Here is a 20,193-nt window from a genome sequence, read left to right on the forward strand (position 1 = left end):
ATGGGAGACAGATGCCCGGTTCTCAATGCGAAGCGAAGCCTCACACTCCATATCAATATATCCACTCAAGGATCAGAAAGGTTGAAACATGATTCATTTCGTTGAAATGGAAGTTGGTGGTCGCCCGCTTCGTTTGGAAACTGGTCGCATGGCAAAGCAAGCGGATGGTGCCGTGTTGGCAACCTATGCCGATACCGTGGTGCTAGCCACGGCGGTAGCCTCCAAGACATTGAAGGCCGATGCCGATTTCTTGCCTCTGACCGTGAACTATCAAGAAAAGGCCTACTCAGCCGGGAAAATACCTGGCGGGTTTTTCAAACGGGAGGGGGCTCCCAGCGAAAAAGAGGTGTTAACCAGCCGACTCATTGACCGTCCGATTCGGCCATTAATGCCGGAAGGTTACTTTTATGAAACCCAGATCATTGTATCAGTGCTCTCTATTGATCAGACCATGTCTTCGGACGTCATTGGCATTGTGGCCGCATCGGCAGCACTTGCCGTTTCCGATATTCCAGGGTCCGGGTTATTAGCAGGGGTACGAATTGGAAGAGTGAACGGCCAATTTGTGGTCAATCCCGATAAGAAGGCACAGGAGGAAACCGAGTTAAATCTCGTGGTGGCCGGAACGAAGGACGCCGTGATGATGGTCGAGGCTGGTGCGGATGGACTGTCGGAAGACACGATGATTGATGCGATCGAACTGGCTCATCGTGAAATCAAGAATATTATTGCCAAAATTGAGGAATTACAAGCGAAGGCGGGCAAAACCAAGCGGGTATTGCAGGTGGAAGCCATCGACGCTGAACTTGAGCAGGCCGTGCGCCAAGTCGCGGCCGCTCCCATTTGTGAGGCCATGTATATTGCAGCCAAAGCCGAACGCCAGGATCGATTCGCCCAAATTCTTCAAGAAGCGATTGAGACCGTGGCCGGAGACGATGCCGATCGAAAAGCCAAAGTTAAAAAAGTGTTTGCAGATTTAGAATATTCCGAGGTCCGGAGAATGATCCTGGAAAAAAAGAAGAGAGCCGATGGCCGTGGTTTATCCGATATTCGTCCCATATCTTCTGAGGCAGGGATTCTTCCTCGGACTCATGGCTCTGCATTATTTACGAGGGGGGAAACCCAGGCATTGGCTGTCGTAACCTTGGGCACTTCAGATGATGAGCAACGGATTGATGCGTTGGAAGGAGAGTATTTCCGGTCATTTATGTTGCATTACAATTTCCCGCCTTTTAGTGTGGGTGAGGCGAAAATGCTTCGTGGTCCGGGTCGGCGTGAAGTCGGCCATGGCAAATTAGCCGAACGTGCGTTAGCAGCAGTGCTTCCCACCAAGGACGAGTTCCCTTATACCATTCGACTTGTCTCGGATATTTTGGAATCAAACGGGTCCTCTTCAATGGCCACGATTTGTGGTGGGGCATTAGCCATGATGGATGCGGGAGTACCCATTAAAATGCCGGTGGCAGGAATCGCGATGGGGTTAATTTTGGAGCAGGGTGGCGTCGCGATTCTTTCAGATATTTTAGGAATGGAAGATCATCTGGGCGATATGGATTTCAAAGTTGCAGGAACGCGAGATGGAGTCACAGCCCTGCAGATGGATATTAAGATTGCCGGAATAACTCCCGACCTGATGCGGCAGGCGTTGGCGCAGGCCCGTGAGGGACGATTGCACATTCTTGGGAAAATGGATGAATGCTTGGCTGTTCCTCGTACCGGGCTGGCAGCCTATGCGCCACGTATCACTACCATCCAGATCAAACAAGATAAAATCCGGGATCTCATTGGGCCTGGGGGCAAAATGATTCGTAGCATTATTGCCGATTGTGGAGTGAAAGTGAATGTCGATGACTCAGGAGTGGTTACGATTGCAGCCGTAGACGGTGAGTCGGCCCAAAAGGCAATGGATATGGTTCAGCGGATTGTTGAAGAAGCGGAGGTTGGGAAAATCTATCTCGGGACGGTGCGAAAGATTGTAGATTTTGGCGCCTTTGTGGAGATTCTCCCCGGTATGGATGGGCTTGTGCACATTTCGCAATTGGCCCCGCACCGTGTGGCATCGGTTACGGACGAAATTTCCGAAGGGGAACAGATTCTGGTGAAAGTGCTAGAAATCGATCGACAAGGGAAGATCCGTCTTAGCCGAAAAGACGCCATGGCCGAACAGACCGACAAGGACCAGCTCACCTCTTAAACCTGCCTGAGTAACAACCCGTGTATAAAAAAGTCATATTGGATAATGGAGTCCGGGTTGTCCTGGAGCGGATGTCATCTTTGAAATCCGTGGCTTTAGGAGTATGGGCCACGGTCGGTAGTCGGGATGAAAAAAAGGGTGAGGGTGGCCTCTCTCATTTCATTGAACATATGATGTTCAAGGGCACGCCAAGACGGACTGCGTCCCAAATTTCCAATGAGATCGATGCCTTGGGTGGTGAAATGAATGCCTTTACTACTCATGAGGCCACGGCTTTTTATGTAAAGGTTCTGGATCAGCAGATGAGGCTGGCTTTCGATCTTATTGCCGATCTGTTTCACCATTCAAGGTTTTCGGCCAAAGACATTGCAAAGGAAAAACAAATCGTCCTTGAGGAGATCCGTACGGCCCAGGACGACCCAGAGGACTATATTCATGAATTGCATGCCAAGGATATCTTCGGCTCTCACCCGTTGGGGCGTCCGATCCTGGGAGAGCCTGGGGTGATGAAAAGACTCAGCCGTCAAGCGCTGATGCAATATAGGCAACAGCATTATCGCCCTGAACACACGATTGTCACAGTGGCCGGCAACTTTTCCTTTCCGGAAATCATTGATACCGTCAACACCTACTTTGGGAAGTGGAAGCAGGGTGGAAACGGCAAGCTTTCCTCATCCGTCCAGAAAACACCCTGGCCCGATCAGCCGCAGGAACGCCAAAGTCTTCACGTTAAGCCCTTGGAGCAGGTTCATGTGTGTGTGGGGTTTAAGGGATTGCCTGTGGGGCATCCGGATCGGTATGCGGCGCATGTCTTAAGCACAATTCTTGGAGGCGGGGTCAGTTCACGACTATTTCAGGAAATTCGCGAAAAACGCGGATTGGCCTATACCATTTATTCGCATCTTTCTGGTTTTTTGGATGGCGGGACGCTTACTGTTTATGCCGCCACTCGCCCGAATGAAATGGCAGCCGTCATTGACCGAATTTGTCAAGAAACCAGGAAATTATGTCGTCGGGAAGTGGCAAGTAATGAATTAGAGCGAACCAAAACTCAATTAAAAGGAAGTTTGATGTTGGGCTTGGAAGGAACATACGGGCGGATGAATAAATTGGCAAAAGACGAAATGTACCAAGGGCGTCATGTCACCCTACAGGAGATGGTGAAGGCCATTGATCGGATTTCCCCTGAACACATTCGTCATTTAAGCCAGAAATTATTTGATCTACAGCAGTTTGTGGTCACGGCATTGGGACCCATCCCAAAAAGGGGAATTCCAAGGTGGGGATGATCATCAAAACCGCTTATTTTTTCGCTTGACAACCATGCCCTGGATGAGTAGCATTGGACCCTCTTAAATACCTGGTTTTCCGTTTTGGATTAGGGGTATGCAGAACTAGGGAAAAGTGGTTTTTGAAGATAAACAAAGGGTAAGTCGTTTTTTAATTTTCTGTCATTCTAACACTGTAAGGAGGGAGCAGATGAAGAAGTCATCTCTACGTCAGGAATTGGTAGCTCTCTGTGCCTTTGGCCTGTTGAGTCTTGGATTAGTAAGCGTTGGGTATGCAGCTGGTCCTGGTCCTGACAAGTCAAAGGGTGACCCAAATGATATCACTCACCAGGGTGATATTTCTTTTAAAGGTGAACCAGCTACCAGTTTAAAGGGGCGGGTTTTTGGCCATTGGGCGGACAACCCTGAGGGAGAAATTTTATTCGGAATTCAGTATTGGAACACCTCTGCACCGGCAGAAACCGGCAATCCTCCAGGCAGGGCTTCCGATGATCGAATTCAAACGCTTCCCGACTCATTGTTTTCCTGTTGTGCCTGGGGTTATCAGGGCGGGAACGAAAAGAACAATCCTTATTCAGGATGGTATACCCCGCAAACGACAGTCCGTTTAGCAGTCAAGGATAAAGCGTTAATGGACCAAATCACGAAAGCAGCCCAAGATTTCGTGGCCATGGAAGTACAAGTAGATGGTCGTACGGTCACGGGATTTAAATTGTTACAAGAAGAATAAGAAATTGTCTGATAATTCATGATTAGAATTAAAATTTTAGTCGAGGAGGGAAGCCATTATGAAAAGTGCTAAGAAGAAAGGGTTGGCCCTTGTTGGAGCCGTGGCGCTAGTTGGGGCTATGGCCTCGAGTGCAATGGCAATCGAAGCTTTTCAGGAGCGGTTTGAGTGGGGTGATTTAAGCAAGCCAACGACCCTTCAGGGGCGCGTTGCTGTGGTAGATCCTTACGACAAAGCTGTGTGGATCAATGTCGCCGTATTTGGTGGGAATGCGGAGAGTGGCTATTATTGGCAGAAATATTTCCCAGGGAAGAACATCAAGGTGTATCCCGGGAGCGATGAGGTGTGGAAAACCCTCGTTGCAGCCGGTAAAGATTCCTCAAGTCAGGCGGTGATGACAGACACGAAGCCATCAAATTATGGCTTGGTGGAGATTGTCGTTCAAGAAACCGAACAAAACCATCGGGTGGTTTCATCAGCCAAGGCAGTCCCAGAGGTAGCAGGAACTCCAGAAAAACCACGAAGTATTCATAGCCTCAGGTCATTGCCGGTATTAGAGGCCATGAGGGCTGATAGTTGGCCCAATAATCGAAAAATGCTTTATGATGTCCTGATCCCAGACGGGAAGGCCATTGTTGGAGTAATTCCCAACTCTGATCAAGGGACTGGCGAAATTTACGACCCTACAAAAGGTATGTATGAAAAGGTAGAACCATATAAGGTACCGGCTAAGTCGGGAGGGGCCGAATAAGATTAAGTAGCAATAAACCTTGTTAAAAGGTATTTGTTAAAAGGGCCTGTGGGCATCCACAGGCCCTTTTTTTATGTATTGCCCGCATTCAATCTGGCTTTGAAATCAGCGAGTCTATTGAGGGCCTCAAGGGGAGTCATCGAAAAAAGATCCATTTGCTTGACTTCATCCAATATAACATGAGGTTTTGGTGAGAGGTGTTCGAGAGGAGTGGAATCTAAGGACTCCTCACAGATTGACACATTTGCAGACGAGGTATCCTGTTCAAGCTGAGCTAGAATATTTTTTGCACGATCCAATACCGGTTTTGGTATCCCTGCCAGTTTGGCGACCTGAATCCCGTAGCTTCGATCGGCCTTTCCCTGGACGATCTTTCTCAAGAACAACACATCCTGCCCTTTCTCCTGGACGAGGACTGTATAGTTCTTGATTCCTTCCCGGAGTGCCTCTAATTGAGTCATTTCATGGTAATGGGTGGCAAACAGGGTTCGTGCCCCCAGATGTCCACGATCTAAAATATATTCGGCCAATGCCCAGGCGATACTCAGTCCGTCATAGGTGCTGGTTCCTCTGCCAACTTCATCCAGCAACAATAAGCTTCGCGAAGTCGCGGTGTCCAGAATTCTTGCTGTTTCACTCATTTCCACCATGAATGTACTTTGGCCAGCGCTGAGGTCGTCTGCTGCACCCACTCTGGTAAAAATCCGGTCCACGATTCCTATTCTGGCGGATTCAGCCGGCACAAAGCTTCCCATTTGAGCCATCAGCACAATAAGGGCAACCTGCCGCAGGTAAGTGCTTTTTCCTGCCATATTTGGACCGGTTATTAATAAAAGTCTGTTTGTGTCCAGGTCTAGTATTGTATCGTTTGGGATAAATCCTTCAGTCTGTTGGAGATGCTCAATGACCGGATGTCGACCTTCCGTGATCTGGATTGTTCCGCCTTCATGGACCGTTGGCTGATGATACCGGTTGACGGCAGCTGCCTCCGCTAAACCTGTCAGGACGTCCAGCCTGGCCAGTTGCTGTGCCATTCCCTGGATTCTGATGGTGGCAGATGCGACACGGCGACGGATTTCACCAAATAACTGCCCTTCCAGATTTTTCATCTTTTGGTCTGCGCTCGAGAGCCGACCTTCGAGGTCCTGTAGTTCACCCGTAGTAAACCGTTCGGCATTGACCAGGGTTTGTTTCCGATGGTAATCGGCAGGGACTCGCGATAAATTCGCTTTCGTTACTTCAATGTAATAGCCAAAGACCTGATTGAATTTTACCTTGAGAGAGTCGATACCGGTCCGGTTACGTTCACGAGTTTCCATTTCGGCCAGTAACCTGGTGCCTTCTTTTGCCAGAATTCGCAACTCATCGAGTTCTGCATTCACCCCTGCTTGAATAATGCCTCCTTCCTTGGCCGAAAGGGGTGGATTGGGAATAATGGTGTCGCCAATCCAGGAGGAGACATCCTGGAGGGGATCCCACGCCTCATGAATGGTTTGTAGCATGGGAGACGTGAGAGACGATAAGAGTTGTTGAAGTACGAGCAAATTTTCAAGGGAGCGATGGAGACTTATGAGGTCGCGAGGGTTGGCCACTTCCAGGACAATCCGACTATTCAGTCGTTCAAGGTCTTGTACCGTTTTCAGATGCTCACGAATCGTCATGCGAATCCCAAGATGAAGGACCAATTCCTTCACAGCCTCTTGGCGTAGTTGTATGGCCGTGACCTGGGTTAGGGGACGGACGATCCACTCCCGCAAGAGTCTTGTGCCCATTGGAGTTTTGGTTTTGTCCAATGTCGTGAGTAAGGTAGGACTTTGTCGTAGTTCGGATACGGGCTTGAGAACTTCTAAATTTCGCAGGGTGGTCTGATCCAATTGCATTTCATGTTCGAGGAGTCGAATCCATGGTCGCCGTATATGGGCGTGCACGAGTGTGGGCTGAGTATCAGCCAGGTAGTGTAAAAGGCCGCCTGCAGCTTGAAGTCCGGCATGAAGGCCATGTAGCTGGAGGTCTTCAATATGATTGACTTGGAAAATTCTTGTGAGGACGGTCTTGCTTTCCTCAAGACCAAAGGTCGTGGCGTCACGAGGCACGATACGGGCGATAGGCAAGGATTGGAATGCGGAGGTCATTGCCTCCTGTATTCCAGCAGGAAAGATGACTTCTTTGGGCTCAAGGCGGACCAGTTCATCGACAACACTTTGTAGCGAATGCTTCATCCAGGACTCCGAGATCCAAAATTCCCCGGTTGAAAGGTCTAGGGAGGCCAGTCCGAAGCGATTGGCCAGAGTGTTCCCCGATAGGGATAACGGGGTGTAACACAGCGCTGACAGGAAATTTGCCTCTCCTGCCGGAAGCAACTCATGATCGTATAAGGTTCCAGGGGTATAGACCCGCACGACTTCACGACGGACGAGACCTTTGGCAAGCTTGGGGTCTTCGACTTGTTCGCATAAGGCCACAATTTTTCCAGCCTTTAAGAGCTTTGCGATATACCCGGTTGAGGTGTGATAGGGGACTCCGCAAAGAGGGATGGCCTCCCCTTTGGCCTTGCCTCGTGCTGTTAATACGATGCCAAGGAGTTTCGAGGCTTCTTCGGCGTCCTCAAAAAACATTTCATAAAAATCCCCAACACGAAAAAATACAATGGCATCAGGATGTTGAGCCTTTACATCCTGAAATTGGCGCATGAGCGGGGAGAGTTCTTGGTCTTTCATCAGGTGAGCTGTTTCGTTTTGATAATTGTTGGATCGTGGTAAGAATCGTCTGAAATGAGTATGCAGGTTATGTCATTTGTGGATCCATGCCGCGCCTTCTTTCTTGAATTCACATGGGATGGCCGCACGAATATGTCGATTCAGTTGTATGCGGTACCCATAAGTTGAGTCAATGTGGGTTTGACAAATTTCTTTGTATGTTGGCCATCTTGCGGATAGTTTTGGGTCCGGTTCCAGACAGGGTTACGAGGCGGATGTTTTTTTCCTCTCCGTATTCCAAGCAAATGGCCATGTGGTCGGAGGGTAATATCTGAGGGAACCGCTCCGCCCATTCAATCAGGACAATGGTGTTTGGAGTGAAATATTCCTCTAATCCTAATGTGGATATATCGGATGGCCCCTCAAGACGATATAAATCCACATGAATAAGCGGAATAGTCCCTTGATATTCTTGAATAAGGGTAAACGTGGGACTGCTGACTTGATCAATGGGAATTCCTAGCCCACAGGCAATACCACAGGTAAGAACGGTTTTTCCTGCTCCTAAGTCACCCGTAAGAGCCAGCACGTCTCCTCCTGTTAACTGTTGTCCTAACCGTTCACCGAATCGGATGGTTTCCTGGGCAGATGCCATCCGTAGTTGAAGTGCGTTCCCATTTGGGGCCTGAGGAGGCGTGGGGTGTGAGGGATTCGGATTCATGAGCCTAGGAATGAGAGAGGGTATGGGTCAATGCATGAGGAATAGTGGTCAACACATCCCCCGCGATCAGTCCTGGTTCACCGATGGTGGCGGCTGCCAGATCGCCTGCCAATCCATGCAGATAGACGCCGGCCCGGGCCGCATCCCAACCGCTCAATCCCTGAGCTAATAAACCGGTAATGATTCCGGTTAAAACATCTCCCATTCCGGCGGAAGCCATTCCGGGATTTCCTGTCGGACAAATAGCCACTTGTCCCTGGGGTTCGGCGATGACCGTACGAGCGCCTTTTAGTACCAAGATCACCTGATGTTTCATGGCAAACCGTCTGCTTATGCCGACGCGATCCTCATTGACCTTTTTGGAGGAGGATCCAAGAAGCCTGGCCATCTCTCCAGGATGTGGGGTCAAAATTGGGGGTCGTTTCAAGGCTGAAAATACTTGGGGATGTTGGGCTAAGCCGTTGAGGGCATCGGCATCGAGAACGCAGGGGGCCTCCAGTTGAGGGAGGAGATGGCGCAAGACCTCTGTTGTTTCAGGGGAGGTCCCCAGACCTGGTCCGAAAGCCAGAGCCGATTTTTTAGCGGCGAAATCAAGAAGGCCTGGATAGGCTTCCATTCCCAGGAGGTGTTGGGACGATTCCGGCATGGGCTCAGTCATCACCTCCAGCAGTTTTGACTCCAAAATGGGGGAAATGCTTTGAGGAGTAGCCACGGTTGCCAGGCCGGCTCCAACACGAAGTGCCCCTAGTCCAGCCATAGCCGGAGCCCCTGTTTTCCCCTGTGAACCACCAACAATTCCTGCATGTCCAAAGGTCCCCTTGTGTGAGGACAGGAGGCGAAGAGGAATAAGGGGGCGAACCATCTTTTGTGACAGAAGATGAACCTGAGGGTCCAGATCCACCACAAATTCCTGGGGAATCCCAATATCGACGATTTGGATGGTTCCAACTTTGTCGATGGCCGAACCAAGATACAGGCCGAGTTTCGGGCATCCGAACGTCACGGTGAGATCGGCCTGAACAGCGGCTCCCAGTATGGCTCCGGTGTTGCTATCCAAGCCGGACGGAATATCTATGGCCAGGGTAAAGGCCTGCGAGGCATTCATGGCCCCGATGGCGGAGGAGTAAGGTGGGCGAACTGCAGAAGAGAGGCCCGTACCCAGGAGCGCATCGACAAGAATATCCGCGTCTTGGGTGAGGGAATGCAGGGACTCCTCCGAGGGATTGACGGTTAACAGAGATGGTTTGATGATTTTGCTAAGTCGTCGGTACATAATCTTTGCATCGGGACTGAGTGCCTTGAGTGGAGCCATCAAGACTACCTTCAGCTTTGCCCCCTTTTTTGCCATGAGCCTGGCAACAACCAAACCATCTCCTCCATTATTGCCCTTGCCGCAAAGAATGACGACCTTTTTGCCTTTAGGGGAACCATAGGCTTTGATAAGGTGGCTCATCGCACCGGTTCCTGCCCGCTCCATTAAGGTTATGCCGGGAACCTTGGTTTCTTGAATCGTGCGCCGATCAAGTGTTTGCATCTGTTCAGCGGTCACGACCCACATAAGTAAATCATTGGAACAAGGAGAGCTGGTTGGTTAAAGCATGAGCAACAGCGAGTCATGCGTAGACGAGTTAGGACGACATTCGGGTTCTATACGGTTTTTGAATTGACTCGTGGATGTCTTCGGATCATTCACCGTGCACACTGATGAGATCCTGTTTTTTCTCGTAGACGTTATCCCAGGAGATGTTTCATGTCACGGACCGCTCGTTCAAGTCCGACAAACATGGCATGAGCAATAATGCTATGACCGATGTTGAATTCTTCAATTTCTGAGATGCTGGTCAGCCGCCTGATATTCCGGTAATTCAGCCCATGCCCCGCACTCACACGCAAACCTAATTTCGACGCAAGTTTGGCCGTTTGACCCAACGCGTCAAGCTCAACATCTTCTTCCTGCTGACGGCGGGTATTGGCGTACCGGCCGGTATGGATTTCTATGCAGTCTGCTTGGATCTTGTGGGCGGCGCGAAGTTGATTGACATCAGGATCAATGAACAGACTGACGGGAATGCCGCCTTCATGGAGTAATTGCACCATGGCCTGGATACGGTCCCGATGTTCGATCACGTTCAACCCACCCTCTGTGGTGAGTTCCTGGCGCCGTTCGGGCACGAGGGTCACCAGATCGGGCTTAATGTTCAAGGCAATTTTGGCCACAGCATCGTCAGCGGCCATTTCTAAGTTGAGATGCGTCTGCACGGTTTCACGCAAAATGGTCAGATCCCGATCCTGAATATGCCGCCGGTCCTCTCGAAGGTGCACCACAATGCCATCGGCCCCGGCAAGATGAGCCAACGAAGCCGCAACAATAGGGTCTGGTTCATGTCCTCCACGAGCTTGGCGAAGAGTTGCCACATGGTCGATATTCACGCCGAGTCGTGCCATGGAAGTCCTTTAAAGTCCGGGCGAGTGATAAATCAACGAGATCTCCATTATGGCAAAAGGGAAAATCTTCCTGCAATAAAGGGATTTTCAGTTCAGGGGGAGTGAATCGGGAAAAATTGACTGAAAATTCCCATACTCTGAAATTGACTGGTCGCGTTACCTCATCTAGAATAAAAACTCTATTAAATCGTACGATTATCTATCCATTTCCTTCCCAAACCATCAAGGACGATTCGCCATTTTACACAAACAATGGAACCTTTTTACCGAATTCAACGTTTGCCAGGATACGTCTTCTCTCAGGTTCAAGAGTTAAAACTCCAAGCCCGGAAGCGGGGAGAAGATATCATTGATTTAGGTATGGGCAATCCTGACCAGCCCACACCCCGTCATATTGTAGACAAATTGATTGAGACCGCGCGACTCGGGCGCAATCATCGCTATTCGGCTTCACGCGGTATTACGAAATTGCGTCATGCGATTTGCGATTGGTATCAACGAAATTACGAGGTGAGTCTCGATCCGGAGACGGAAGCGATTGTGACCCTTGGGGTAAAGGAAGGGTTAGCGCATCTGGCCCTAGCCATGGTGGGACCGGGTGACGTAGTTCTGGCACCGACTCCCACGTATCCGATTCATATGTACAGTGTGATCATCGCGGGTGGCGAAATCCGCGGGGTTGAACTCGGGCCGGATTCTGATTTTTTCGAAAATCTGAAAAAGGCCTTCAAGCAGACGCAACCGGCTCCTCGGGCGTTGATCATCAGTTTTCCTCATAATCCCACCACTCGAGTGGTTGATCTGGAATTTTTCAAAAAGGTGGTGGAGTTTGCCCTGGAACATCAAGTCTGGGTCATTCATGATTTGGCCTATGCGGATATCGTGTTCGATGGTTACAAAGCTCCCAGCCTTCTTCAAATTCCTGAGGCCAAACAAATAGGCGTAGAATTTTACTCCCTCTCGAAAAGCTATAATATGCCGGGGTGGCGTGTTGGATTTTGTGTCGGGAATCGTGAAGTCATTGGTGCGTTGACCAAAATCAAAAGTTATCTGGATTATGGCATGTTCCAGCCTATTCAAATTGCCAGTATTATTGCCCTAAACGGTCCACAGGATTGCGTAAAAGAAATTGTGGGACGATATGAGCGACGGCGCAATGCCTTGGTCCGTGGACTCAATCGCATTGGTTGGTCGATCGACTATCCTCGCGCCACCATGTTTGCCTGGGCAAAAATCCCACAACCGTACCTTGGAATGGGGTCGTTGGAGTTTTCCAAGTTATTGTTACGAGATGCCAAAGTTGCGGTGTCACCGGGAATTGGATTTGGCGAAGGCGGCGATGACTATGTGCGCTTTGCATTAGTCGAAAATGAGCACCGGATTTTCCAGGCGGTTCGAGGAATCCGTCAGGCGCTAAAACTGGATGGAGAGATGTAATGCGAAGGACGATCCAGGTTGGGCTGATCGGGTTTGGAACGGTGGGAACAGGAGTGGTGAAGATTCTCCAGGAAAATGTCAGCCTCATCACGAAACGTGTTGGAGTTCCGGTGGCACTCGCGCGAGTTGCGGACCTGGATGTGAGAACCGATCGCGGGGTTTCGGTACCTCAAGGGGTACTCACGACGGATGTCAGGGACATTCTGGATGATTCGGCAATTGATATTGTGGTGGAGTTAATTGGCGGCCATGAACCGGCCAAACGGTTTATTCTTCAGGCGCTTGAACGAAAAAAGTGTGTGGTCACAGCGAATAAAGCGTTGTTGGCCGACCATGGGGAAGAGATATTTGAGGCGGCATTTAAGGCAGGCGTTGATCTCGGGTTTGAAGCGAGTGTGGGGGGAGGCATTCCCATCATTCGCTCGCTTACCGAAGGCTTAGCAGCAAACCGGATCTTGTCGATTACGGGGATCATGAATGGCACGTCAAATTATATTCTGACCCGGATGACCAATGAGCACCGTGATTTTGAGGAAATATTACAGGAAGCGAAACGGGAAGGGTATGCCGAAGCGGATCCATCACTGGATGTGGATGGTGTGGATGCGGCTCACAAACTGGCTATTATGGTGAATCTGGCGTATGGGACTCCCGTGCCCATGGGAGCCGTCTTCACTGAAGGAATTTCCCGTATTTCGACGGTGGATATCGAGTTTGCCCGAGAACTCGGGTTTACGATTAAATTGCTGGGAATCGCAAAACTTCAAGAGCATGCCATTGAGGCACGAGTGCATCCCGCTCTGGTGCCGGCTGGCTCTCCCATTGCACAGGTCAATGGGGTCTACAATGCCATTCATCTGATTGGTGACGCGGTTGGAGATGTTGTGCTCTACGGCAAGGGGGCTGGATCGCTTCCCACAGCCAGTGCCGTGGTGGGAGACATTATCGATCTGGCACGCAATCGAATCGCCGGGGTTGCCGGACGGGTTCCTGTGGCCTCATTCCAATGGGAATCGCGTGAGCCTATTGCCATTCGGCCGATGGACGAGATTGAAAGCCGGTATTATTTGCGGTGCATGGTTAAAGATCAAACCGGCGTATTATCGGCCATATCGGGAATTCTTGGACAGCGGGGGATCAGCATCTCATCGGTCCTGCAAAAAGGGCGAAAGGAAGGGCAAACGGTGCCATTGGTCATTTTGACGCATCGCTCGGTGGAGCGAGCGGTTCAGTCGGCACTCCAGGAAATTAATGCACTTCCCATGGTATCAGAACCCACGACGTTACTTCGGATGGAAGGGGTGGAATAATACATGAAGCCAAATCGCGTCACGAAGGGGGACAAGCCATTATGATTCCTTGGCGTGGCATTATCGAGGAATATCGGAAATTCCTTCCGGTGGGAGAGCAGACTCCGATCGTGTCACTACTGGAAGGGAATACTCCACTCATTCCAGCAAAGCGCTTGGCCGGGAAAATTTGTCCTGGCCTGGGTCTGTATCTGAAGATAGAAGGGGCCAACCCAACCGGTTCATTTAAGGACAGGGGAATGACCATGGCGGTTTCCAAGGCCGTAGAAAGTAAGGCCAGGGGACTCATGTGCGCCTCGACAGGCAACACTTCCGCTTCGGCAGCGGCCTATGGGGCGAAGGCGGGGTTGCCGGTTTATGTCGTCGTGCCGGCAGGGAATATCGCATTGGGTAAGTTGACGCAGGCGCTCATGCATGGGGCGCGAGTCATTCAGATTGAAGGAAACTTTGATCAGGCCTTAACGATTGTAAAAGATTTGTGCGAGGAAACCGCCATTGAATTGGTCAATTCAATTAACCCGTTTCGTTTGGAGGGCCAGAAAACGGCGGCCATGGAAATCTGTGATCAGTTAAGGTATGCCCCGGTCATTCATGCCCTCCCGGTAGGGAACGCCGGGAATATTACTGCGTATTGGCGAGGATATCGGGAGTATCACAAGGCCGGACAAACGCAAGGGTTGCCTCGTATGTTCGGGTTTCAAGCGGAAGGAGCCGCCCCCATGGTCAGGGGTCATGTCGTGGAGGAGCCGAAAACCATTGCATCAGCCATTCGGATTGGCAATCCGGCCAGCTGGTGTTTGGCTCTGGAAGCGGTGGAGGAATCACACGGATATCTGGACATGGTATCGGACGAAGAAATCCTTCGAGCGTATCAAATGGTGGCGAGTGAAGAAGGGGTCTTTTGCGAGCCGGCTTCCGCTGCGTCTCTGGCTGGGATTGACAAAATGAATCGCGCCGGACTGTTGCCGAAGGAGGGGGACATTGTGTGTACCTTAACCGGACACGGGTTAAAGGATCCGGATACGGCCATCTCGGTCTCCTATCGACCGGTGACGGTTCCTGCAACACATGAAGCGGTCAAAGCGCAATTAACGAATCAATAATCCCTCATGGTCTTCTGAAAACCCGGATTGTTCGTTCAACAACTCATTAACTCAACACAGTGAGGCTCAGGTCGTGCGAAAAACGATCGTGATTCACGTCGATGGATTGACAGGACAGTCGTATCAAGAATTAGGAGACCAAACCGTCTTACAATCGGCCCGGACTCCGCACCTGGATGAATTGGCGGAGCATAGCGAATTGGGGCGTTTAGGGGTTCCCCGGGAAACTCGTCCCTTTTGCGGAGAAATGGCCCTGCTGGCTTTATTGGGATACGATCCCCATAAATGGTATACAGGTCCTGGTGCCTTTGAGGCGGGAGGATTAGAGGTTGTTCTGGACGCCCATGACGTGGCCTATCTTTGTCATTTGGTGACTCTCCGGGGTCAGGATGGATGGGGGGATGACAAAAAATTTGGTCCTCACCTATTCATGGCCGATCCCTATGGCGGAGGAATCGGGACTGAGGAAGCCCGAGAACTCATTGATGCCGTTAATGAACAATTGATTTCTGAAAATATTCAATTTTACATGGGCAGCCATCATCGGCATCTTATGGTCTGGGTGGGCGCGAGCGGGAAAGGGGCCTGTCGCAACCCATTTGAGGCTTTAGGACAGTCGATCGAGGCGTATCTGCCGACCGGAGATGGGTCGCACATCTTGCGTGAACTCATGGCGGCTTCCCGTATGATCCTCTGCCATCATCCTGTGAATCACGAGCGCCTGAACGCCGGGTTGAAACCGGCCAATTGTTTGTGGTTGTGGGGGTCAGGAAAGCCTGTGGAATTGCCTCATTTACATGAGCGGTGGCCAGTCAACGGTCTCGTAATTTCGCCCGATGGGCCGTATATCGGTGTTGGAATGGCCGCTGGACTTCAGACGGTGAGGGTCGAACATGTGGGAGGGGGAGATATCGCATGGTTGCAGGCGGTAGCCCATCAGGCTTCGACGGCCTTGGACAGGCATGACCTGGTCTGTCTGCACATTCCTTTTTACGAGTGGGGCTTGAAGGATGGACAGGTGGTGCCACCCGCACAATTAGTGGAATATCTTGGGCAAGTGGACGAACAGGTTATTGGAGCCATTCACGAGTCTGTTGGAAGCACCAACTCCATCCGCATCGTCGTCCTGGTGACTCCATGTCCGAATTGGCAGAAGGATGGAGGGTCTGTCATATCGCCCTATCTGGTGTTTGAAGGGCCAGGAGAAAAATCTGAAAATCATGCGGGACCGATGAATGAACGTGAGGTAGCCAATCGGCCCCTCCGTGATGCTACCAAACTGTTTGAGCGATTTATGGTCACTCACTAAAACCATGGCCCTGTATATTCAAAAATTCGGCGGTACGTCAGTGGGGAGCCTGGAACGCATTCAAAACGTGGCTCGGCTTATTCAGCACACTTTCCGGGAGGGGCATCAACTGGTGGTCGTGTTGTCCGCGATGAGCGGGGAAACGGATCGCCTCATGAAAATGGCCAAAACCTTGAGCGTTGATCCAGATGATCGGGAGCTGGATGTGCTCCTTTCTTCTGGAGAACGGGTCACGATTGCGCTGATGGCGATGACCCTTAAGAGTCTTGGGATCAGGGCGCAATCCTTTACGGGACGTCAGGTTGGAATTGTGACCGATAGCACACATACCAAAGCCCGAGTCTCCCGTGTCGATACGGACCGGGTGCTGGGAGCCTTGCGTGACGGGATTGTTCCCATCGTGGCCGGGTTTCAAGGTATCAACGCCGCATCCGATGTGACCACGTTAGGGCGCGGCGGCTCGGATTTGACGGCCGTGGTCTTGGCGGCGGCGCTCAAGGCCGATACCTGCTTTATTTATACCGATGTGGATGGGGTGTACACTGCCGATCCCAATATTGTGCCGGGCGCGAGAAGATTGGATAAAATATCCTATGAAGAAATGTTAGAATTAGCGAGTCTGGGTGCGAAAGTCCTACAGTCTCGTTCGGTGGAGTTAGCGGCTAAATATCAGGTGCCTGTGGAAGTGCGATCCAGTTTTCAAGACGGGCCTGGAACCTGCGTGGTAAAAGAGGATGTTGATATGGAAGAAGTCTTAGTCTCGGGGGTCACGGGCGACCGGAATCAAGCCAAGGTCACGGTGGTCGGGGTCCCGGATCACCCTGGAATTGCGGCCACATTGTTCTGCTCCATTGCTGATGCCGCCATCAATGTGGATATGATTATCCAAAATGTGAGTCAGGACTCTCTGACTGATATTTCCTTTACCGTGCCGAGAGCTGACCTTCCTCGAGGCATGGGTCTCATCAGAGACATTGCCAAATCAGTGGAAGCGCGGACGGTCGAGGTGAACGAATCCATTGCCAAAGTTTCGTTAGTGGGAGTGGGAATGCGTTCGCATTCCGGTGTCGCAGCCAGAATGTTTCAGACGCTCTCACGTGAAGGCATTAATATCATGATGATCAGTACCTCGGAGATAAAAATCTCTTGTGTGGTGGAAGAAAAATATATGGAGTTAGCTGTTCGGGCTTTGCACCAGGAGTTTGAATTAGAAGTTCATCCGGGGAGCAGAAAGGCATAGCGTGGGGATGTGTGTCGACACCGATAGTGCGAATGCGTGATATGAATTCTCAATTTCCAGTCATCGAAATCTACGATACGACCCTCCGGGATGGAGCTCAGGCCGAAGATGTCAGCTTTTCGGTGGAGGATAAGGTTCGTATCGCCCTTAAATTAGATGAGCTAGGGGTCCATTTCATAGAAGGGGGGTGGCCGGGAGCCAACCCGAAGGACATTGAGTTTTTCCAAGTCATGAAATCGACTCCAATGCAGCACGCCAAAATTGTGGCATTTGGTTCAACGCGAAAAGCCAAAAATACGGCAAAGGCCGATCCGACGCTGGAAGCCCTGTTATCCGCTGAGACGGATATTGTGACCATCTTTGGGAAAAGTTGGACCCTCCATGTGACGGAAGCTTTGGAAACGACGTTGGCCATCAATTTAGAACTGATTGCCGATTCCATCTCCTATCTCCGGTCGAGGGGACGGCAGGTCTTTTACGATGCCGAACATTTTTTCGATGGCTATAAGACGGATCCCGCCTATGCCATGAAAACCATTCAAGTTGCGGCAGAAGCCGGGGCGGAACGAATCGTGTTGTGCGATACGAATGGGGGAACGATGCCATGGGATATCGGGGAGATTTTTGCGAAGATCCGCAAGAACTGTTCTGTGCCGTTAGGCATCCATGCACACAATGATGCGGAGATGGGGGTCGCCAATTCACTGATCGCCGTGCAAGCGGGGGCGATCCAGGTCCAGGGAACGATCAATGGCATTGGAGAGCGGTGCGGGAATGCCAACCTGTGTTCCGTGATGGCCAATTTGGAATTAAAAATGGAGCGGACAGCGTTGGGGGATGGACGTTTGGCACACCTTCGCGCCATTTCTCATTATGTGGCCGAGATGGCCAATCTGACTCCCAACAAACGGCAGCCTTATGTGGGAGATACCGCGTTTGCTCACAAGGGGGGGGTGCATATTCATGCGGTGCAAAAAAACCCGCTCACCTATGAACATGTGAATCCCGATATTGTCGGCAACCATCGCCGCGTTTTAATTTCCGATAGCAGTGGTAGAAGTGCCGTGTTTGGAAAGATGGAAACTTTCGGACTGGACCTTCCTCAGGATAATCCCAAGGTGCTCGAATTACTGGATTCTCTCAAAACGTTGGAATATGAAGGCTACCAATTTGAAGGCGCGGAAGGGTCTTTTGAATTGTTAGTGCGGAAAGCGATGGGGACCTATACTCCATCCTTCGAATTCCTGGGGTGCCGGATCATTGTGGAAAAACGAAAGACGAATGAAGATCCTATTTCCGAAGCCACGATAATGGTCAAAGTCGGGGAGGTGGTTGAACATACCGCCGCGGTCGGCGATGGGCCGGTGAATGCTCTCGATCATGCCCTTCGAAAAGCGCTGGAGCATTTCTATCCGCAGTTAAAGGAAGTCAAACTTCTGGACTATAAGGTCCGTGTGTTGACGGGGCGACGTGGAACGGGTTCTCGTGTGCGAGTCCTGATTGAGTCGGGGGATCACAAGGAAAAATGGGGGACGGTCGGGGTATCGGAGAACATCATTGAAGCCAGTTGGCAGGCCCTGGCCGACAGTATTGAGTATAAGCTCATGAAGGAAAAGCCGTAAAAGTGATAGCGGTCCCTCCGAGTATAGGCTGACAAAGGGGAATCCTCTGAAGAGCCCGGTTCTTGACATCATCTGCGTTGCCCGTTACGTTGCTGCCAGCAACAACGGTCACAGGCGTGAATTCACAATCCATATGTACGGTCTTCAAGGCCACTGGTGAGGGGGTTTTGATTTATGCGCAAGGCTGACATTGCCGAAATCATCACAGAGACGGCAGCTATCCAAAAAACTGACTCCATGGAAATGGTGGAGCATGTCTTGGATTTGATCAAGTCCATGCTTCAACAAGGTGAAGTCGTCAAAATTGCCGGATTTGGGAACTTTGTTGTTCGGAATAAGGGAGAGCGGAAAGGCAGGAACCCAAGGACCGGAGAAGAAATTGCCATTACGCCCAGACGTGTGGTGACCTTCCGACCAAGCCAACTCTTTAAGAAATATGTCAATTCTTGACGGGCGAGAATCTCGCAATCGGTCTCGTTCACTCTCTTGCTAGATACACCGTGGGGTGATTGCAGGTATGGGAGGTGGAACCAAATACGAGGATAAGGCCTTTTATAAAATAGGGGAAGTCGCCGATTTGACGAATCTTCCCGCGTATGTCCTGCGGTTTTGGGAGTCGGAATTCATTTTTCTTAAACCGAAGAAAAGTCAGGGCAAACATCGGGTTTATTCGAAAGCCGACATTGAAACGGTCTTTGAAATTAAACGCATGCTTTATGATGAAGGGTATACGATTGCGGGCCTGAAGCGATATTGGTATCGCAAAAAACGGTCAGAAAAAGCCGTGCAAGTCCCAAAAGACCGTGTGGAAAAAGCGAAGGTGGAACTGCAAGGTATTCTGAAAATTTTGGGGCGAACGACGGTGTAGGTTTTCGGCTGAGAGCGACAAATGGGAATACGACTGGTCAGAATATTGTCGGGGCGTAGCGCAGCCCGGTAGCGCACTCGCTTGGGGTGCGAGAGGTCGGAGGTTCAAATCCTCTCGCCCCGACCATGCTTTCTTTTCAGCAGAAAGGGTTTCTTCGTCTCCACAATCAGTTCATAGTGGAGATTCGATTGGGCAGTACGAAGGCTCGCTAGGCTTGTAAGTCCTCTTCTTCAGCCAGCTCCTCACCCTCGGGCATTCCATACGCCACATATTTCGCATAGGAGAGATAAATCTGGCTGCTATCTCTCATGGCCTTTGAGCCAGCTTTCATTCTATGGAATCGGTTTTTTGATTCCGCATCGGTCTGTGTTTCGAGCCGGCTCACATGCTCCTGTAATAACATGGAATAGCGCTGCATCGCTTGCTCTATTTCCAAATAGGCTTGAAGAATGTCTTCTTGCATGAATGTTCCTCCTTCATA

At 50.7% G+C, this 20,193-nt stretch carries 17 protein-coding genes and 1 tRNA gene; 13 read left to right on the plus strand and 5 right to left on the minus strand.

Annotated elements, in window-relative coordinates:
- Nucleotides 1-88: 88 nt before the first annotated feature.
- The 4 genes from pnp to LX98_RS02115 all read left to right on the plus strand — a co-directional run bounded on the left by pnp (nucleotide 89) and on the right by LX98_RS02115 (nucleotide 4,961).
- Nucleotides 89-2,194: a polyribonucleotide nucleotidyltransferase gene (gene pnp, locus LX98_RS02100; RefSeq protein WP_496427323.1), complete on the plus strand. Its 2,106-nt coding sequence runs from the start codon at nucleotides 89-91 to the stop codon at nucleotides 2,192-2,194.
- Between the two features lie 20 nt (nucleotides 2,195-2,214).
- Entirely contained in the window at nucleotides 2,215-3,483 is a 1,269-nt protein-coding gene (locus LX98_RS02105) for an insulinase family protein (RefSeq protein WP_496427324.1), read from the plus strand.
- Between the two features lie 190 nt (nucleotides 3,484-3,673).
- Nucleotides 3,674-4,213: a hypothetical protein gene (locus LX98_RS02110; RefSeq protein WP_496427325.1), complete on the plus strand. Its 540-nt coding sequence runs from the start codon at nucleotides 3,674-3,676 to the stop codon at nucleotides 4,211-4,213.
- Nucleotides 4,214-4,271: 58 nt separating this feature from the next.
- Complete coding sequence (locus tag LX98_RS02115) at nucleotides 4,272-4,961, plus strand: hypothetical protein (RefSeq protein WP_496427326.1); 690 nt, start codon at nucleotides 4,272-4,274, stop codon at nucleotides 4,959-4,961.
- 71 nt (nucleotides 4,962-5,032) lie between these two features.
- Here the strand turns inward: LX98_RS02115 and mutS are convergent, their stop codons facing one another.
- From mutS to LX98_RS02135, 4 genes are all read right to left on the minus strand, one after another.
- A complete protein-coding gene (mutS, locus tag LX98_RS02120) occupies nucleotides 5,033-7,678 on the minus strand; it encodes a DNA mismatch repair protein MutS (protein ID WP_496427327.1) in 2,646 nt (881 codons plus the stop codon).
- A 169-nt stretch (nucleotides 7,679-7,847) separates the two neighbouring features.
- Complete coding sequence (gene tsaE, locus LX98_RS02125; protein WP_496427328.1) at nucleotides 7,848-8,312, minus strand: tRNA (adenosine(37)-N6)-threonylcarbamoyltransferase complex ATPase subunit type 1 TsaE; 465 nt, start codon at nucleotides 8,310-8,312, stop codon at nucleotides 7,848-7,850.
- Nucleotides 8,313-8,382: 70 nt separating this feature from the next.
- On the minus strand, nucleotides 8,383-9,936 hold the full coding sequence (locus tag LX98_RS02130) for an NAD(P)H-hydrate dehydratase (RefSeq protein WP_496427329.1): 1,554 nt from the start codon (nucleotides 9,934-9,936) through the stop codon (nucleotides 8,383-8,385).
- A 173-nt stretch (nucleotides 9,937-10,109) separates the two neighbouring features.
- Nucleotides 10,110-10,823, minus strand: coding sequence for a pyridoxine 5'-phosphate synthase (locus LX98_RS02135; RefSeq protein WP_496427330.1), 714 nt, complete (start codon nucleotides 10,821-10,823; stop codon nucleotides 10,110-10,112).
- Between the two features lie 252 nt (nucleotides 10,824-11,075).
- Here LX98_RS02135 and LX98_RS02140 point away from each other — a divergent pair, with 252 nt between their 5' ends.
- The 9 genes from LX98_RS02140 (at nucleotide 11,076) to LX98_RS02180 (ending at nucleotide 19,838) form a co-directional block, all read left to right on the plus strand.
- Complete coding sequence (locus LX98_RS02140; protein ID WP_496427331.1) at nucleotides 11,076-12,260, plus strand: aminotransferase class I/II-fold pyridoxal phosphate-dependent enzyme; 1,185 nt, start codon at nucleotides 11,076-11,078, stop codon at nucleotides 12,258-12,260.
- Complete coding sequence (locus tag LX98_RS02145; protein ID WP_496427332.1) at nucleotides 12,260-13,570, plus strand: homoserine dehydrogenase; 1,311 nt, start codon at nucleotides 12,260-12,262, stop codon at nucleotides 13,568-13,570. The genes LX98_RS02140 and LX98_RS02145 overlap by 1 nt, the downstream gene beginning before the upstream one ends.
- Before the next feature lie 41 nt (nucleotides 13,571-13,611).
- Nucleotides 13,612-14,673 (plus strand): threonine synthase, encoded by a 1,062-nt coding sequence (gene thrC, locus LX98_RS02150; protein ID WP_496427333.1) that lies wholly within the window; start codon nucleotides 13,612-13,614, stop codon nucleotides 14,671-14,673.
- A gap of 73 nt (nucleotides 14,674-14,746) precedes the next feature.
- Nucleotides 14,747-15,982, plus strand: a complete 1,236-nt coding sequence (locus LX98_RS02155; RefSeq protein WP_496427334.1) for a hypothetical protein — start codon at nucleotides 14,747-14,749, stop codon at nucleotides 15,980-15,982.
- Between the two features lie 4 nt (nucleotides 15,983-15,986).
- Nucleotides 15,987-17,222 (plus strand): aspartate kinase, encoded by a 1,236-nt coding sequence (locus LX98_RS02160; RefSeq protein WP_496430555.1) that lies wholly within the window; start codon nucleotides 15,987-15,989, stop codon nucleotides 17,220-17,222.
- A 41-nt stretch (nucleotides 17,223-17,263) separates the two neighbouring features.
- Entirely contained in the window at nucleotides 17,264-18,844 is a 1,581-nt protein-coding gene (gene cimA / locus LX98_RS02165; protein ID WP_496427335.1) for a citramalate synthase, read from the plus strand.
- Between the two features lie 174 nt (nucleotides 18,845-19,018).
- Nucleotides 19,019-19,294, plus strand: coding sequence for an integration host factor subunit alpha (locus tag LX98_RS02170; protein WP_312644181.1), 276 nt, complete (start codon nucleotides 19,019-19,021; stop codon nucleotides 19,292-19,294).
- 67 nt (nucleotides 19,295-19,361) lie between these two features.
- Nucleotides 19,362-19,712, plus strand: coding sequence for a MerR family transcriptional regulator (locus tag LX98_RS02175; RefSeq protein WP_312741465.1), 351 nt, complete (start codon nucleotides 19,362-19,364; stop codon nucleotides 19,710-19,712).
- A gap of 49 nt (nucleotides 19,713-19,761) precedes the next feature.
- A tRNA-Pro gene (locus tag LX98_RS02180) sits at nucleotides 19,762-19,838 on the plus strand.
- An 82-nt stretch (nucleotides 19,839-19,920) separates the two neighbouring features.
- Here the strand turns inward: LX98_RS02180 and LX98_RS02185 are convergent.
- Nucleotides 19,921-20,175, minus strand: coding sequence for a hypothetical protein (locus LX98_RS02185; protein ID WP_312741462.1), 255 nt, complete (start codon nucleotides 20,173-20,175; stop codon nucleotides 19,921-19,923).
- Nucleotides 20,176-20,193: the final 18 nt, after the last annotated feature.

Source organism: Nitrospira marina (genome assembly GCF_059568365.1).

Coding starts and splice junctions, on each gene's coding strand:
- LX98_RS02135 (WP_496427330.1), bottom strand. CDS start 10,823: ATGGCACGACTCGGCGTGAATATCGACCATGTGGCAACTCTTCGCCAA.
- thrC (WP_496427333.1), top strand. CDS start 13,612: ATGATTCCTTGGCGTGGCATTATCGAGGAATATCGGAAATTCCTTCCG.
- LX98_RS02145 (WP_496427332.1), top strand. CDS start 12,260: ATGCGAAGGACGATCCAGGTTGGGCTGATCGGGTTTGGAACGGTGGGA.
- LX98_RS02160 (WP_496430555.1), top strand. CDS start 15,987: ATGGCCCTGTATATTCAAAAATTCGGCGGTACGTCAGTGGGGAGCCTG.
- LX98_RS02140 (WP_496427331.1), top strand. CDS start 11,076: ATGGAACCTTTTTACCGAATTCAACGTTTGCCAGGATACGTCTTCTCT.
- LX98_RS02115 (WP_496427326.1), top strand. CDS start 4,272: ATGAAAAGTGCTAAGAAGAAAGGGTTGGCCCTTGTTGGAGCCGTGGCG.
- LX98_RS02170 (WP_312644181.1), top strand. CDS start 19,019: ATGCGCAAGGCTGACATTGCCGAAATCATCACAGAGACGGCAGCTATC.
- LX98_RS02185 (WP_312741462.1), bottom strand. CDS start 20,175: ATGCAAGAAGACATTCTTCAAGCCTATTTGGAAATAGAGCAAGCGATG.
- tsaE (WP_496427328.1), bottom strand. CDS start 8,312: ATGGCATCTGCCCAGGAAACCATCCGATTCGGTGAACGGTTAGGACAA.
- LX98_RS02110 (WP_496427325.1), top strand. CDS start 3,674: ATGAAGAAGTCATCTCTACGTCAGGAATTGGTAGCTCTCTGTGCCTTT.
- pnp (WP_496427323.1), top strand. CDS start 89: ATGATTCATTTCGTTGAAATGGAAGTTGGTGGTCGCCCGCTTCGTTTG.
- cimA (WP_496427335.1), top strand. CDS start 17,264: ATGAATTCTCAATTTCCAGTCATCGAAATCTACGATACGACCCTCCGG.
- mutS (WP_496427327.1), bottom strand. CDS start 7,678: ATGAAAGACCAAGAACTCTCCCCGCTCATGCGCCAATTTCAGGATGTA.
- LX98_RS02175 (WP_312741465.1), top strand. CDS start 19,362: ATGGGAGGTGGAACCAAATACGAGGATAAGGCCTTTTATAAAATAGGG.
- LX98_RS02130 (WP_496427329.1), bottom strand. CDS start 9,936: ATGTGGGTCGTGACCGCTGAACAGATGCAAACACTTGATCGGCGCACG.